Genomic DNA, 14,507 nt, shown 5'->3' with positions numbered 1-14,507 from the left:
AATCGATACCCATGGCACCATGGGGTTATCGCCTCGTTAAAGCTGCGCTGATGCACGACTTTAACAGGAACAACGCGCCTGTAACGCTTATAAGGATAATCAGAATGCTACTTTAAATAGCTTCTATGAAAAAATAGTCGCTACTTTTAACCAATGAAGTTTTGGATGTTCCTGTTGCTTTGTGCCGGGGGCTTTACCGCCTTTGCACAACGGACAATAGCCGGCCAGGTGGTAGCAGAGGGCACCGGGCTGCCGGTGCCGGGCGCCAGCGTATACATCAATAATACAGCAACCGGGGTGGTTACGGCGGCCGACGGTAGTTTTCAACTGAATGAAGTACCACCCGGCGACCTGGTGGTTTCCTGTATCAATTTCGAAACGCTGATGTATCCGGTAAAACCGGAGGCATTGCCATTAAAGCTGAGGTTTGAGCTGCGGCCCAGGATCAGGGAGCTGGAAAATGTGGTGGTAGGAGGATGGGTTACTGAAACCTGGGAAAAATGGGGAAGTGTATTCCTCGAAACCTTTTTGGGCGCAACCCCGGCGGGCCGGCGATGTGTACTGACCAATAAGGACGTACTCCGGTTCCGTTTTTACAAAAAACAAAACATCCTGGAAGTGGTTGCTGAAGCCCCCCTGCTGATCGACAACCCGAAACTGGGATATATCATCCAGTACGACCTGCTCGATTTTAAGATCAACCTTACAGAACATTCTTCTTATTATGCCGGCTTTGCCTTGTTTTCCGGACGGCAGGGCTCATTGAAGCGATCCGTGCAGAAAAACCGGAAGGCAGTGTATTACGGGTCTCCCATGCATTTCATGCGGGCACTTTATTTTAAAAGAACCGTGGAAGAGGGATTCCAGATGAAGAGGATGACCCGGGTCCGGAACGCCGAAAAAGAACGGGTACGGCAGATAAGAAAGAACGGGGCTGCCCGGATAGCGGATAAACGGCTGGAAGGCACAGCCATGAATGAACCCACGGATTCAGCTGCTTACTATGACACGGTAATGTTCCAGAAAGATTATGAAGAAGTGTATGCTGATCACGATCTGACGCCCGATAGCCTGCTGGTGGGAACGGATCGTGCGAATAAAGTGGTATACTGGAATAATTACCTGGCGGTGCTTTATGTAAAGGAAAAAGAACCCGCGGAGTTCCTCAGATATACCGGGGAACAGCGCCCGGCCTATTATCCCCGTTCCTGGATACAATTAAAAGGTCCCCTGATCATTGATGCACGTGGCAATTGGTCTCCTCCGCAAAATATTGTTACCTCCGGCTATTGGTGGTGGAGCGATAAAGTGGGTAATATGCTGCCATTGGATTATGAACCCTGATCGTATTGCTCCGGTGCCAGCTACGAGGGGATCTTAAAGAAAAAATAAAAGGATCAAAGCCCTGCTTCCTGCCGGATGAATTGCTCATAGTCAGGATCAAAACAAACGAAAAATACTTTTTTAACGGGGGGAGCCCGTATCAGGAACGCCTTTACAGCACTTACGGCAACAGCCGCTGCCTCCTTTTTGGGATAGCCGTAAATACCGGTACTGATGCCGGGGAACGCAATGCTCCGGCAATGATGAACGGCCGCCAGTTCCAGTGAATGGGTGTAGCAGGCACGCAGTTTTTCGGCTTCCTGTTTGTTACCTCCATTCCATACGGGTCCTACAGTGTGGATCACATAGGTCGCAGGGAGCCGGCCGGCGGTTGTGATCACAGCTTCGCCAGTCTTGCATCCGCCCTGCCGGGCAACGATTTTCCTGCATGCTTCAAGAATTGCGGGGCCTCCCGCACGATGGATGGCGCCATCCACACCGCTGCCGCCCATCAATGAGGAATTGGCGGCATTTACGATGGCATCTGCAACAATTTTTGTGATATCTCCTTTTAGAACTTCGATCATCATAAGGGCGGTTATGAGCGATTATCCAACCCGGAGGCCGTTGGGCACCGGCTGCTCCGGAGACAGCAGTGTAATGGTATTTCCGTCGCCAACCGTACCCAGTACCAGGCACTCACTAAAGAAGTTGGAGATCTGTTTGGGCGGAAAATTCAAAACAGCGACGACCTGTTTCCCCGGCAGTGATTCAACACTGTAAAGCTTTGTAATTTGTGCGGATGACCGGTAATGGCCAAATTCTCCAAAGTCGATGGTAAGTTTGTAGGCAGGCTTATGAGCTTCCTTAAAGACTTCGGCATGTATGATGGTACCTACCCGCATTTCGATTTTTGTAAAGTCCGACCAGTTGATCGTTGGTTCTTCCTGCATGTGCTTTGTTATTTATGTATATGCGGAATATACGATAAAAAGACCATGCTGCAGGATTTGGGCGCAGGACAAACACAACTAATGTCAGCATTGATCTGCTCCCGGGGGAGCAGCGTGTTTATAGCAAATGTGTTGTTTTGATCAACAGGGTTCCAAAGGAACCCCGTGTTTGTTTGGCCCCGGCAATTTTACGTGGCTCCGGCGGGAGCCGGGAAACACCTTGCCATAAGCAAGAGGTACAATATCTGAAACGGTTCCGGGCTCCCCTTTTTACCCGATTTAGATAGGTTTGCCCCGGTTTGGGCGCGGTTCCGTGTTTATGGGAAAAATATTTATGATAACCGATGGCCTGCTTATTTTCGCTGCCTGCGGGCTATTGTATTTCTTTTGGAAAACGGTCGCCCACCAGGTTTAGCAGGATGTTATGTTCCAGCAAGGCTTTCAGATTAGCGAGTACAAGCGTAAAACCTTCAGTGGAATCACGTACCTGTGCAATGAGGTGACCGGCATCTCCTTTAAAACCGCTGTTGACGATGCTTACGAAGGTCTTGTCATCGCTCAGTGCTGTAAAGGTCCAGGATACTTCCGTTTTTTCGTCATAGTTGCCCCATTCGATCGTGATATGCTTATTGAGCTCCGCGCTGGTTACGGTTACCGGAACGGTGTGGTTGTACATTTCCCAGGTCCATTCAACGGATTTTCCTTGTTCAAGGGGGCCGGTGCTTTTGGTAAACCAGATCTTCGTGGTTATAGCGGGGTTAATAAATGCGTCAAATACCTCTGAAACGGGCCTGCGGATCAGCATTGCTGCTTTTGCAAAATTCTGGGGTTCCATTGTTTTGTTTTTATAAAAGTACTTAATTATTCAGACAAGCCCGGGCAGGCCTGTTTGGGTGCCGGGCAGCTATCTCTGAAGGATTAAAGCATTTCCGAAACCGGTATGCAGGTCTGCGTAAAGATCAGTACCCCTGGCAGCTGTAACCGCCATCCGGATCAGGGAGGACCTGTTGAACTGTGTTTGCCCTGGTCATGAGCAGTTTCCGGCTTTTGAAAAGGCTGCAGTAGTCGCAGCAGGTTGCCCGGGCCGGTAACCGTATTTAGCTGAAACAGGGTGGCTCCCCGGGGTGAAAGAAGGATCAGCGCAGGGTAGGCCGTCTTCCTTTTCCCGAAAAGAAAACGGATGAACGCATGTTCACCGGTACCAACGCCGGTAGGCTGGTAGCTGAAATGGCGACCCAGGAACCGGATCGGTCTTTTTTCATCTGCATCTGCCCGTATGAAATAGAAGTATTGATTCAAACAGGAGATCAGCTCCTGGTCTTTAAGTGTTGTTTGCTCCATTAACCTGCAATACGGGCACCAGTCGGCCGTAACAAAGAACAGCGCCGGTTTGGGGTGTTGACGTATGAGGCTATCAGCTGTTTCCGGTTGTATAACGCGCAATTGCGCGCCTGCCTGTGCTGACATAAACAGCAACAGGATGCAAACGGGGCTTATAGATCGTTGCCGGTGCATGGTTATTGGTTGCTGGTGCGATGGTCAATACGCCAGCGGACGCCGAGGAAGCCGCGGATGCCCTGGTTGGGCGCATATACATAAGTAGGATCAAAGGTGAGCCCATAAGGATTATCCGGGGTAACCAGGGCCCTGCCGCTGTCATCAAACCGTACCTGCTTGTCAAAGGGATCATTGGCCCGCGCTATTAAAAATGGAACGCTTCTGTCCGGCGTAAAGTTGAGCAGGTTCTTAACGCCGCCATAGACCTCAATCCCCAACCCCATTTTTTTGGAGAGCTGAAGGTTTTGTATGCTCCACCACGGTGAAAAGGATGCACGCGGGTCGGTGGCACTTAACAGGGGTAATCGCATGGGGCCGTACACATTGCCGGTATATTCGATACTGCATCCCCATTTGCGCAGCTGGTAGCCCAGGTTCCACACGCCGGTAAATTTTTCTGTAAACAGCTGGCGTGTTTTGATAGAACCTTCGATGCTATAGACGTCCATATATGTTGCACCGGCCAAAACTTTCAGCCCGGAGAGCAGCGCCAGGTCTATATTCAGCGAAACACCCCGGGAAACTGCATGCCCGTTGAGGTTCTGGTAAAGGATCTGGTTGGGATTGTTGTCATAATCGGCGATGATCTTGTTGATAAAATACGTGTAGAATGCGGTGGCGTCCAGGCCGATGAACCGGCTTCGGGACGTGATGATCCTTTTTACAAAATTGATATTGCCGTTCCAGGATGTTTCCGGTTTCAGTGCTTCTTTAAAAACCACGTCCCGTGCACCGGTGAGTGCGGCATGGTCTTCCGTAAAAACCTGTGCCACGCGGTAACCGTTGCCGATGCCGAGCCGTAAAGTGTTGTTCCTGTTGAGCGAATTCCACTTGTAGTTCAGGCGGGGTGTTATAATACCGCCGTGTATAGAGTGATGGTCATATCGCAGACCTGCCAGCAGTTTGCTTCTTTTCCCAAGCAGTAGTTCGTCCTGGATAAACAGGCCGGGGAGCCAGGTGCCTTCGGGCCGGTTCCGTTCCATGCCGTTTTGATAGCGGGTGGTAGCCGGGGTGTTGTCGTCATAGTAGGTATAACGGAGCGTTGCCCCGGTTGTGAGGTCCTGCCGGTGCAGGGTTTTATTCCAGGTGAGCTGGAGGAAACCAATGTATTGCCGGGCATTAAAGGGAATGTTGCCGTAGGCGCTGTTCTGGTAATGCCCGTTGGCGCTGAACCAGAGCAGTATTTTTTCTGGGAGCGGCAGCTCATAGGTTCCAAAGAGTTCCCAGCGCCGTGTGTCAATGCTTTCGCCATAGATGCTGTCGCCCCCCCGGAAGGTCTTGTTCCAGTTCATTTCCCCGCCCCAACGGTCTTCCTGTACGTAACGGGTGGCCATGGAAAGAAGGCGCTGATGACGGCGGCTGACCTCCCATTTGGAGAAGGCCGAAAACCGGTTTTGCAGCGTTACGTCGGTAAACCCGTCGCGGTTGCGGTCTGCCGGAGTACTGTAGTTAAAGTAGTTAACGCCCGCCATACCGCGCGTGTTCTTACCGGCGCTAAAGCTGGATGCAATATCCGCATTGAGCTCCTGCCAGGAAGTGGCAAAAACATCCGCCGCCAGCGCCGGTGTATTGCCGGGCTTATGGGTGATGATATTGACCAGGCCTCCAACGGCTTCGCTTCCATAAAGTGTGGAGGCCGGACCTTTCACGATCTCCACGCGCTCGATCAGTGACTGCGGGATCCCGCTTAAGCCGTAAACGGTCGAAAGGCCGCTTACAATAGGCATCCCGTCGATGAGGACAAGGGTATAAGGTCCTTCCAGGCCATTGATATGGATGTCGCCGGTATTGCAGATATTACAATTCAGCTGCGGGCGTACGCCATTGATGTTTTGCAGGGCATCAAAGAGCGAAGGCGTGGGGTTGGCCCTGAAATATGCGGAGGTATATACTTCCACCGGAACGGGGCTATCCTGGCGGGAGACGGTTTTTAATGTACCGGATACCACTACTTCCGAAACATCGGCTGCGGCACGTTCGAGGTGAATTATGAATGCTGTATCACTGCGGAGTTCAAAAATGAGGTCCTTTTGCTGAAACCCTGCAGCGGAAATGGTCAGGGTCTGCTTCCCGGAAGGCAGATCTGGTAACCGGAAATACCCGTTGGTGTCTGAAAGAACCAATGCTGCCGGCGTGGATGCCCGGACGGTTGCATGTGCAACAGCATGTCCTTCGTAAAAAACGGTTCCGGTTGCCGTAAACCGCGTCTGCGCCGTCAATACACCCGATAGAAATGTTTGCAGCGCCAGGAAAAAAAATCTCATATTGTACTTACTTTTTATTTTCTGTGCGCTAAATTAATAAAGTTAGGTTAGTCTAACTTTATTTTTTCGGTTTTTTTGGTAAATTTGACGGATGTTGTCTAATACTGAAGAAAACTACCTCAAGGCGCTGCTGTATCTCACCGCAGATGAAACCGGGAAAAAGGAGGCGGGAACGAATGACCTGGCGGTGCATCTGGGATTGAAGCCGGCAACCGTCAATGATATGTTGAAGCGGTTAAAGGAAAAGGCGTATGTCAGCTATAAGAAATACGGGAAGATCAGCCTTACGCGAACGGGCCGGGAGATAGCCGTATTTGTGATGCGTAAGCACCGTTTATGGGAAACGTTTTTATGCGAGGTGCTGGAGTTTAGCTGGGATGAGGTGCATGAAGTAGCGGAGCAGCTGGAGCACATCCAGTCGGATAAGCTTACCGAACGGCTGGACCGGTTTCTGAATTACCCGGACTATGATCCGCATGGCGACCCGATCCCGAAGCCTAATGGCAGGATGCCGCCCCGTGCAACGACACTGCTGTCTTCTGTTGCCCTGTACCAATCATGCACCGTGGCCGCAGTAAAGGATACTTCTCCTGTTTTTTTACAGTACCTGGAGCAGTTGTCAATTGGGATCGGCACAAAGATCAAAGTACTGGAAAAGATCTCTTTTGATAGCTCCATGATCCTTCAGGTAGGGAAGGGCAGGATTACCGTTTCTGAAAAGTTTGCTAATAGCCTGCTGGTGGATGGGCAATAGGCAAGGAACTGTTGCATGGAGCGGAACGTATTTCCTGATCTATGTTTGTTCCGGGTTTTCGCGTTCGTCCATCGGGGCCTGTCAGATCGGTTCCTGTCCAATGCTCAATTGGGATGAGGGGGTGGGGTAGCGCTCAACACTCCGCTGCGTACAACCGGAAACCAAGGGCTCAAATCTCATATCCGGATTCTCAGATCTCAATCCCCTGCAAAGATCTCATCCAGTGCTTCACTGATGGTGGGGTATTGAAATATAAAACCTGCCGCCTGCAGCTTTCGGGGAATCACCCAGCGGCTTTTAAGAACGAGCTCTGTTTCTGTCCCGATCAGGTTTGCTCCCAGTTGCAACAGCCATTCCGGGGCAGGGAAGTAGACAAGGGGCCGGATCCTTTTTCGCAGCACCTGCATGAACTGCTCGTTGAGGACCGGGAATGGAGCGGCTGTATTATAAACACCTTCGAGTGTCGCGTGCTCCATTACAAAGCGGGTAATGCGGAACACATCCTCTATATGGATCCAGCTGAATACCTGCCTGCCGCTGCCCTGCGGACCTCCCAGTCCGAAGCGGACAAGGTTGATGTAGGGCTGCATTACCCCGCCGCCTCTTCCCAGTACGATGGCGGTCCGTAATGCTACTTTGCGCGTGCGGGGCGTTGGCCGCTCAAAGAATGCCTGCTCCCAGGCTTTTGCCACGTTAACGGAGAAGCCGGTGCCGATCTCGCCCCGGTCTTCATCCATGGCCTGGTCCTGCGCATGGCGGTAAATAGTGGCCGTGCTGGAGTTGATCCACAGTTTGGGTGGAATACTGCATTGCTCTATAACCGATTGAAGCCGCCTGGTGGTTTGTATCCGGGATTGAAGGATCTCCTGTTTATTGGCTTCCGTGTAGCGGCAATCGACGGACCTGCCGGCCAGGTTGATGAGCACTTCGGCACCTTCAAGTGCCATGCGTATTTTTTCTTCTTCGGCCCAGGTGATACCGGAGGCGTTCCGGGAGATCACCTGCACTGCATCGCTTTCCTCCCGGAAACGTTTTACAAGGTACTGGCCGATGAACCCCGTGCCGCCGGCTATGATTATTTTTTGTTTCATGGGTGTCTTTTATGAATTGAAAATGATCAATCCTGTCTGTTCTTTGGCTGCTTGCAGTTACCCCCTGGCCTATGCACCGGGTGCGTGAGGCTGCACGTTAAATTGGGCGCTGATCCTTTTCTGGCGGGCAACCTTTTTGCCTTTGAAGAACAGGTAAAGGTTGAAGAAAAGCATGATGCCCAGGTAAATGCTAAACCCTCCGATCTTTACACTCAGGGCCTCAATGGCCGCCTGGGTAGTTGTAAGATGGCGGGTGATCTCCAGGATATAAAGCCCGAAACCGAGGTTGAGTAAATAGAAACCGATCTTAAAAAGGGTATTGGTTGCAACGGCTATTTCATCGCGTCCGTTAAAGATATCTTTCATATAGACCAGGCTGTTGCGAAACAGGCTGTGCGCCACATAAAGAGTAAGCAGGATCACTACGGGCAAATAAACCAGGTAGGCTATTACAATCAGATCTTTCATGATGAAATGTTTTTTATGATGAATAATAATGTATCCGTTTTGAAAGGAAGTAAATAAGCGCCATGTTGAAATAGTGGGTTACCGCCAGGATGCCCACCAGCATTCCCGTTTTGCCGGCTATTGAGGCGATCAGGGCCTGCGCGGAAGTTACGGCTTGCCAGTTGCTGAACTGTATAATGGCATAACCGGTATTGAACAGGTAATAAGCGATGAGGATAATATTGTTGGTAGCGTCTGCCTGCCCCGCCTGGTACCGGAAAAGCCGCAGGATAAATATCCTTCCATTTTTATGAAACGACCGGCCTACCCAGTAAATGATGTAGATGGTAATGACCGCATAGATAGTATAGGCAAGGATATTGTAGGCCATGACTGTGTTTTATTGATTTTCGGATCTTAGTTTTTCAATCTGCAGAATATTATTTTGTATATCTTTCATGATCCACTTAGCCCACCAGCCGGCGTAAAAATTGAAGTTGGTGGTTAGCTGAAAGCGGCTGTAAAGGTGCAGCCTGCAGGTGGTGCTATTTAAACGCTCGAGTTCATACGTTCCGTTAAGCACATCAAAATATTTTCCGCCTATTACAACGTGCTCATCCATAGTAGTGGATGGGATTTCGTAAGGGTAGGCTTTAATGGAGAATACCATTTTCTTTTTATCAGTGTATTCAGATACCGTTTCATGAAACACGAGCCCGTTGGTGAACCGGGCTTCTCTTGAAGCACCAACGCCTTCATAGTTGAGGATTGCTTCTACCGGTCTTGGAAGTCCCAGCAGCTTTGTAAGCCATCCTTTATCCTGCTCCTCTTTTATCTTGTATACACTCGTTACATTGCCCCATATTTTTTCGGCCGGCGCCTGTATATCAATATAGGTGATGGCTTCGTAAGTTGCGGGTGTCACGCTGATCATATTTTCGACAGGTGCCATAAGAAAAGGGAAAAACGTAAGTGCCGGTATATACATTTTATTGGCCTTCTTTTTTAGCTTGAAATAGCCGCCGATCAGGCCGCCAACGGAGGCAGCTAAAAGAAAGAGGGGGAGGATCATCAGCCAGCAGGCCCAGCCTTCCAGCCTGGTTAAAAGGGTTATAAGGAAGAAGGAAAAAATGGGCACCCAGGGCGCAAAGAACCGGTAACGGAATCTTCTTACTTTGTCCTCTCCGGAAAAATATACCGTCAGGATACCGGTTATTGTGGGAAGGCAGAAAAGAAAACTGACAGACATAACGCTGAACAGGTCGCTCCATTCTTTTATCCCGAAGAACATTCTTAAAACAAGCGCGTAAAGCGTGGGGATGCCTACAATGATCAATGTCTTTTTTAGTCTGGCTCTTTTCATAACAAAAAGTTGGGTCAATGTTGCGATCAATGTTTTTTAATGCTGCAGCTGTTGGTTGCCCTTTTTACATAACCAGTTTCAGCAGTTTTAACAGCAGCTCTCCCCTGGTAGAACCGGCTACCCGCTCTACCAGGGTGCTGAGCTGATCTGTAAAGGTTTGTATATCATGAATGGTCTGGTGCAGGGCTTTCCCCTCGGCAGATTTATCTTTTTTGGTTGCCGCTTCCAGTTCCGTCAACACGCTGAGCACGGGATCTATTTCCTTTTGCTTGCGCATCAGGGCTATTTTCAGCGCCCATTTCCAGATGTCCTTTTCTGCTACAAAATATTCCTTGCGGTCACCCGCGATCACCTTCTTATAAATAATGCCATAATCCAGCAGCTGACGAAGGCTCATATTGGCATTGCCGCGGGATATAGTGAGCGTTTCCATAATGGCATCGGTGGAAAGCGGGTTGTCTGAAACGAGCAATAAAGCCTGTACCTGCGCCACAGATTTATTGATGCCCCACTCTGTACCCAGGGCGCCCCAGGTGTCGATGAATTTTTGTTTGGATGCTTGCAGTTCCATATTAGTTGTATTGTGGATACAAAGATAATTAAGCTTATTGAATTTTCAAAAAATATTGAAAATTCAATAAGCTATGATTGAGGAGCTATGTCTTGCTGATGCGAACATTTGTTGAACGATACGGCAGGACGGCAGCAGTGCCTGTTCTCAGAGCAGGCTGCCCATCAGCTCCTGTACCAGCTCCACATCCTTTTCCGTGGTCCTGAAATTTACAAAAGCGGCTCTTATACCGGGTTGCCCTTTGTAATGGGTTGGGCTCATGAATATTTTCCCGGTCTTGTTCAATGCAGCAAGAAATGAGGTTACTTTTTTTGCATCATCGGAAGGAGCAGAGAAGGAAAAGCAAACCGTATTCAATCGTACGGGGGCCAGCAGGCTCAGTTCCGGTCTTGATCGGATAAAAGCGCCAAAGTTTTGTGCCTGCCGGATGTTGTTTTCCACTATGTGCCGGTATCCCCGGCGTCCGTATGCATGTAAGGTAAACCAGACCGGGAGGGCTTTTAAGCGTCTTGAGTTTTCGGGTAGCAGGTTCAGGTAGTTGAAATGCTCCAGCGGATCGCCAAGGTAGGGCGCATTCGAATTTTGAAAAGTGGTTACCTGGAGCATCCGGTGCTGTTCTTTCACAAAAAAGACGGCATTTTCGTAAGGTACATTCAGCCATTTATGACAATCGACGGTGATACTGTCTGCCTGTTCCCAATCCTTCAGCAACTGTTTATGGGTATCTGAAAGAATGGCGAAACCGCCAAAGGCGGCATCAATATGCCACCAGAAATGATACTGCTTTCGCAACGCTGCAATGGCGCTGAAGTCGTCAAAGTCAACGGTGTTGACGGTGCCGGCACTTGAGATAAGGATAAAGGGCGCCCCGTTCAGTTGCCGGATCTGAGCCTCCAGGTCATGAAGGTCGATCGCCTCGCGGTTGCCTTCCATCGTTTTTACCTGCAGGATATTGCTGCTGCCCATACCCAACAGCGCCAGCGATTTTATCGAGGACGAATGCGGGGTTGCCGTGAGGATGTTCATTTTTTGCGTGATGCCCTCTTTTGCAATATCGTTCCCGAGCTGCTGCCCCAGCCATTGTCTTGCTACGGCCAGGCAGGTGAAATTCGACATCGTGGCACCGGTTACAAAGCCTCCCAGGAAAGCATCCGGAAGCTCGAGCAGCTCCCGTAACAGCCCAACCGTTTCCAGTTCAATGGCCGCTGATATATCTCCATCGCCCTTTGCGGATTGTGTATTCTGATCATATATTGTAGTCAGCCAGTCGCCCGCTATGGATGCAGGAGTAGTTCCCCCGGTTACAAAACCCCAGTAGCGCGGACCGGAAGCCGCAACCATAGCCGGCTCCCAGCGGTCGTTGAATTTCCTGAGGGTCTCGATGGTTCCGATGCCCTCATACGGCATATGGGCGGGCGCTGCCGGTTCAATGATGGTTGATGCAGGACGTTCGCCTATGTTCTTCAGGTAATCCGATCCCTGCCTGCTGATCAGCTGAAATATTTTTTCCAGGGAAGAAAGATCTTCCTGTAGTTGCCCGTTCATGTATTTACGGTTAATAGTGGATGGTAAACGAGGTGCATAACATTTTTTGTATTCCTTTTTAACGCAAAGGGCGATGGAAACCTGCAATGCCTGTAGTCAGGAGCTGCTGCGGGCCTGGTGGCGCCCTGGTATTCTCCGTGGTTGAAATTTAACCGCGGGAACAGCTTGTCATAAAAATGCCACACACCCTGTAAATATAAGATAAAACCATTTTATATATTTTGTGGTCCCTTAAATGATCACCTGCAATAAAGAATATCGACCCGCCGATGATTTCAGGCGCCGTACCAGGTATGCTATTTTGACGATTGCTGTTTTTATCCGGGTTATTCCGGGGAGGGGTCTTGCTGTGGCCTGCATTTATCTGGCAATAGAGCCGGGGCGTATTTTTCCTGGCTTATTCCATTATGCCGGGGATCAGGCAAAGCGATAGCCCGGCACTTTAAGCATATGTAGCCCCGGGGCGGTTATCCTGCGGTTTCCGTTGCCCCGTCCTGCTGCTCCTTAAACAGCAGCAGGAAGATCAGCATGCATCCTATAGCCATGGCGGCGGGGGATAGCCAAATATAACGCCAATAGACGGTGCCTTCATATGCTTTAAGTGCATCAGAAACAAATCCCGCAACCCAAAAGCCGATCAGCATGCCGATCCCGTACATGGCCACGGTTACCAGGCCCTGGGCGGAAGACCGGTATTGTTTGCCTGCAATGGTATCCGTATAGATCTGTCCTACCACAAACATAAAATCGTAGCAAACCCCATGCAAAAGGATACCTAAGATCAGCATAAAGGCCAGGTCCTGCCCGTTGCCATAAGCAAACAACAGGTAGCGCAGGGCCCAGGCTCCGATACCGATCAGCATCATTTTTTTATACCCGAGCCGTGCAAAGAGAACGGGGACCAGCAGCAGGCACAGGATCTCTGAGAGCTGTCCCAGTGCCATTTTGGCTGTGGGATTGGGCAACCCGGTTGCTACCAGGAAGGGGTTGGCATGCTGGTAATAAAATGAAATGGGAATACAAATAATGATCGCGGTAATAAAGAATACCAGGAAACTTTTTTGTTTTAACAGCTTCAGGGCCTGTAATCCCAGGGCGTCGCCCCAGTAAAATGGCTGATCCTTCTTTAAGGGAGGGGTGGCAGGGAGCAGGAAGCAGAGGAGACCCAGTGCCAGGGAGCAGGCAGCTCCCAGCAGGAACGTATTTTGCAATGCTCCGGAGGCTACTGCTTCCTTTGTATCCCAGTGGAACACATAACTGATAGAAAAGCCGGCTATCATCCACCCGGCCGTGCCAAACAGCCGTATGAGCGGGTATTGTTTTTTGGGATTGCTGAGATTTCTGAAAGAAACGGAGCTGGTGAGGGCCAGGGTCGACATGTATGCAATAAAATAGAGCAGCACATAGGGGTAGATGGCGGCAACGTTCTCCGCCCGGTACATCATCAGCAGCAAACCGGCTCCTATGAGATGCAGTACACCCATCACCCGCTCGGCGTTAAAGAAACGGTCTGCTATAAAGCCGATAAGGAACGGAGCTGCAACCGCGCCCAGGGATTGGGTGGAAAAAATACTGGAAACTTCCAGCGGGGAGGCTCCCAGGTTGCTCTTTAGGTAGGTTCCGAGGGTAACAAACCAGGAGCCTTTCATAAAAAACTCAAGGAACATCATCAGGGACAATTGGAGGTGCAGCGATCGTTTCATATAATAGTAACCATTCAATGTTTAAAGCCTGAAAATAAGGTTGTTTTTTTAGTTTACAAAGTAAGAAGCAGCTGCAAATACAGGAATGGCAGGCTGCAGCGCTATTTACCGGCCATTTGACCTCGATCAATCCATCAATGGCTGGCGGCACATAACCGGATAAGATCAAATAGGTGGGGTAACAGGCATACGGTTGTATGAAAAGCTGTTTTATCCTTCTGTTTGCCGGGAGATCTGCATCTGCTAATAATTTAGCCCTCGCTGGTTGAAACCTGTATCCCGGCGGGCGGATCGGGAATTAACGAAAAACGCAATGGAGCGTTGCATGAAGAAGATCATTTTGAGCGGGCCTGGCCGGCGAATCCGGAAAAAAGGGTAACTTCAAATGATCTTGTTATAAATCAGAACAACAATGAAAATATGGCTCTTTCTGGTCGCAACTTTACTGATCGGCCGGATGCTGCAGGCGCAATCGAAAATCGCTCCTGAAGATTTGGACAGCTTAAATTATTTTATTGCCTCAGTAGTGGCTGATGCTGAACTGCCTCACTCGTATTTGGGAAATATATACGCAGTGGCTATCGATAGGGAGGGAACGCAGATTGTACCCCGTCTCCTTCAATTCAGTGAAAACAAGATGGATACTCTTGAAATAAAACCGTCAAAATACCTGGATCGGCTAAAATCAATCCTCGCAAATACCAGCACCGGGAAGCAGACAACGCTCATCGCTCCTTTTATCTTTCTGGAGAACCCCAAAAAAGGAGTGAATGACAATATCCTGGTATACGATGTTGTTTTAAACAGGCTGTTTCAGCATTTGTTTAGAATTACCAATGATAAAGGTGGATGCATCCTGTTGCCCGTTCAATTCAGCACCAGTACATGGATAACGGTCTCATAAAAACAATCCCCCGCTGTTGAGGCGGGGGATCG

At 49.7% G+C, this 14,507-nt stretch carries 15 protein-coding genes; 3 read left to right on the top strand and 12 right to left on the bottom strand.

From position 1 onward, the window contains the following. The first annotated feature begins 153 nt into the window (after positions 1-153). Positions 154-1,344 (top strand): carboxypeptidase-like regulatory domain-containing protein, encoded by a 1,191-nt coding sequence (locus BLS44_RS12285; RefSeq protein ID WP_090390384.1) that lies wholly within the window; start codon positions 154-156, stop codon positions 1,342-1,344. 53 nt (positions 1,345-1,397) lie between these two features. Here the strand turns inward: BLS44_RS12285 and BLS44_RS12280 are convergent, their stop codons facing one another. The 5 genes from BLS44_RS12280 to BLS44_RS12260 form a co-directional block, all read right to left on the bottom strand. Further along, a complete protein-coding gene (locus tag BLS44_RS12280) occupies positions 1,398-1,913 on the bottom strand; it encodes an O-acetyl-ADP-ribose deacetylase (protein WP_245729195.1) in 516 nt (171 codons plus the stop codon). Between the two features lie 18 nt (positions 1,914-1,931). After that, positions 1,932-2,276, bottom strand: coding sequence for a tRNA-binding protein (locus BLS44_RS12275; protein ID WP_090390383.1), 345 nt, complete (start codon positions 2,274-2,276; stop codon positions 1,932-1,934). Positions 2,277-2,649: 373 nt separating this feature from the next. Then, a complete protein-coding gene (locus BLS44_RS12270; protein WP_090390382.1) occupies positions 2,650-3,111 on the bottom strand; it encodes an SRPBCC family protein in 462 nt (153 codons plus the stop codon). Positions 3,112-3,269: 158 nt separating this feature from the next. Next, the gene (locus BLS44_RS12265) at positions 3,270-3,791 is read right to left on the bottom strand and encodes a thioredoxin family protein (RefSeq protein ID WP_143019754.1); all 522 of its coding nucleotides are present in this window, start codon (positions 3,789-3,791) and stop codon (positions 3,270-3,272) included. 2 nt (positions 3,792-3,793) lie between these two features. Beyond that, entirely contained in the window at positions 3,794-6,097 is a 2,304-nt protein-coding gene (locus BLS44_RS12260) for a TonB-dependent receptor (protein WP_090390380.1), read from the bottom strand. 91 nt (positions 6,098-6,188) lie between these two features. Here BLS44_RS12260 and BLS44_RS12255 point away from each other — a divergent pair, with 91 nt between their 5' ends. Next, a complete protein-coding gene (locus BLS44_RS12255) occupies positions 6,189-6,851 on the top strand; it encodes a metal-dependent transcriptional regulator (RefSeq protein WP_090390379.1) in 663 nt (220 codons plus the stop codon). Positions 6,852-7,048: 197 nt separating this feature from the next. Here the strand turns inward: BLS44_RS12255 and BLS44_RS12250 are convergent, their stop codons facing one another. The 7 genes from BLS44_RS12250 to BLS44_RS12215 all read right to left on the bottom strand — a co-directional run bounded on the left by BLS44_RS12250 (position 7,049) and on the right by BLS44_RS12215 (position 13,571). Continuing rightward, entirely contained in the window at positions 7,049-7,942 is an 894-nt protein-coding gene (locus BLS44_RS12250) for a TIGR01777 family oxidoreductase (RefSeq protein ID WP_090390378.1), read from the bottom strand. A 69-nt stretch (positions 7,943-8,011) separates the two neighbouring features. Beyond that, positions 8,012-8,410: a hypothetical protein gene (locus BLS44_RS12245; protein WP_090390377.1), complete on the bottom strand. Its 399-nt coding sequence runs from the start codon at positions 8,408-8,410 to the stop codon at positions 8,012-8,014. 13 nt (positions 8,411-8,423) lie between these two features. Further along, positions 8,424-8,780, bottom strand: a complete 357-nt coding sequence (locus BLS44_RS12240; RefSeq protein ID WP_090390376.1) for a hypothetical protein — start codon at positions 8,778-8,780, stop codon at positions 8,424-8,426. A 9-nt stretch (positions 8,781-8,789) separates the two neighbouring features. Further along, positions 8,790-9,752: a hypothetical protein gene (locus BLS44_RS12235; RefSeq protein WP_090390375.1), complete on the bottom strand. Its 963-nt coding sequence runs from the start codon at positions 9,750-9,752 to the stop codon at positions 8,790-8,792. A gap of 64 nt (positions 9,753-9,816) precedes the next feature. Continuing rightward, positions 9,817-10,323 carry a GbsR/MarR family transcriptional regulator gene (locus BLS44_RS12230; RefSeq protein WP_090390374.1) on the bottom strand — a complete coding sequence of 169 codons (507 nt, stop codon included), beginning with the start codon at positions 10,321-10,323 and terminating at the stop codon, positions 9,817-9,819. Between the two features lie 147 nt (positions 10,324-10,470). After that, on the bottom strand, positions 10,471-11,868 hold the full coding sequence (locus tag BLS44_RS12225) for a pyridoxal phosphate-dependent decarboxylase family protein (protein WP_090390373.1): 1,398 nt from the start codon (positions 11,866-11,868) through the stop codon (positions 10,471-10,473). A gap of 467 nt (positions 11,869-12,335) precedes the next feature. Further along, positions 12,336-13,571: an MFS transporter gene (locus BLS44_RS12215; RefSeq protein WP_090390371.1), complete on the bottom strand. Its 1,236-nt coding sequence runs from the start codon at positions 13,569-13,571 to the stop codon at positions 12,336-12,338. Positions 13,572-13,983: 412 nt separating this feature from the next. Here BLS44_RS12215 and BLS44_RS12210 point away from each other — a divergent pair, with 412 nt between their 5' ends. Continuing rightward, on the top strand, positions 13,984-14,475 hold the full coding sequence (locus BLS44_RS12210; RefSeq protein WP_090390370.1) for a hypothetical protein: 492 nt from the start codon (positions 13,984-13,986) through the stop codon (positions 14,473-14,475). The last annotated feature ends 32 nt before the right edge of the window (positions 14,476-14,507 follow it).

The organism is Niabella drilacis (assembly GCF_900101395.1).
GTDB classification, from domain to species: Bacteria; Bacteroidota; Bacteroidia; order Chitinophagales; family Chitinophagaceae; genus Niabella; species Niabella drilacis.
Note: the sequence above shows the minus strand (reverse complement) of the source record. Positions and strands in the feature narration are given on the sequence as shown.

Bases quoted from the DNA above. Each gene is read 5' to 3' on its own strand.
- BLS44_RS12285 (WP_090390384.1), top strand. From the start codon at position 154: ATGAAGTTTTGGATGTTCCTGTTGCTTTGTGCCGGGGGCTTTACCGCC.
- BLS44_RS12280 (WP_245729195.1), bottom strand. From the start codon at position 1,913: ATGATGATCGAAGTTCTAAAAGGAGATATCACAAAAATTGTTGCAGAT.
- BLS44_RS12275 (WP_090390383.1), bottom strand. From the start codon at position 2,276: ATGCAGGAAGAACCAACGATCAACTGGTCGGACTTTACAAAAATCGAA.
- BLS44_RS12270 (WP_090390382.1), bottom strand. From the start codon at position 3,111: ATGGAACCCCAGAATTTTGCAAAAGCAGCAATGCTGATCCGCAGGCCC.
- BLS44_RS12265 (WP_143019754.1), bottom strand. From the start codon at position 3,791: ATGCACCGGCAACGATCTATAAGCCCCGTTTGCATCCTGTTGCTGTTT.
- BLS44_RS12260 (WP_090390380.1), bottom strand. From the start codon at position 6,097: ATGAGATTTTTTTTCCTGGCGCTGCAAACATTTCTATCGGGTGTATTG.
- BLS44_RS12255 (WP_090390379.1), top strand. From the start codon at position 6,189: ATGTTGTCTAATACTGAAGAAAACTACCTCAAGGCGCTGCTGTATCTC.
- BLS44_RS12250 (WP_090390378.1), bottom strand. From the start codon at position 7,942: ATGAAACAAAAAATAATCATAGCCGGCGGCACGGGGTTCATCGGCCAG.
- BLS44_RS12245 (WP_090390377.1), bottom strand. From the start codon at position 8,410: ATGAAAGATCTGATTGTAATAGCCTACCTGGTTTATTTGCCCGTAGTG.
- BLS44_RS12240 (WP_090390376.1), bottom strand. From the start codon at position 8,780: ATGGCCTACAATATCCTTGCCTATACTATCTATGCGGTCATTACCATC.
- BLS44_RS12235 (WP_090390375.1), bottom strand. From the start codon at position 9,752: ATGAAAAGAGCCAGACTAAAAAAGACATTGATCATTGTAGGCATCCCC.
- BLS44_RS12230 (WP_090390374.1), bottom strand. From the start codon at position 10,323: ATGGAACTGCAAGCATCCAAACAAAAATTCATCGACACCTGGGGCGCC.
- BLS44_RS12225 (WP_090390373.1), bottom strand. From the start codon at position 11,868: ATGAACGGGCAACTACAGGAAGATCTTTCTTCCCTGGAAAAAATATTT.
- BLS44_RS12215 (WP_090390371.1), bottom strand. From the start codon at position 13,571: ATGAAACGATCGCTGCACCTCCAATTGTCCCTGATGATGTTCCTTGAG.
- BLS44_RS12210 (WP_090390370.1), top strand. From the start codon at position 13,984: ATGAAAATATGGCTCTTTCTGGTCGCAACTTTACTGATCGGCCGGATG.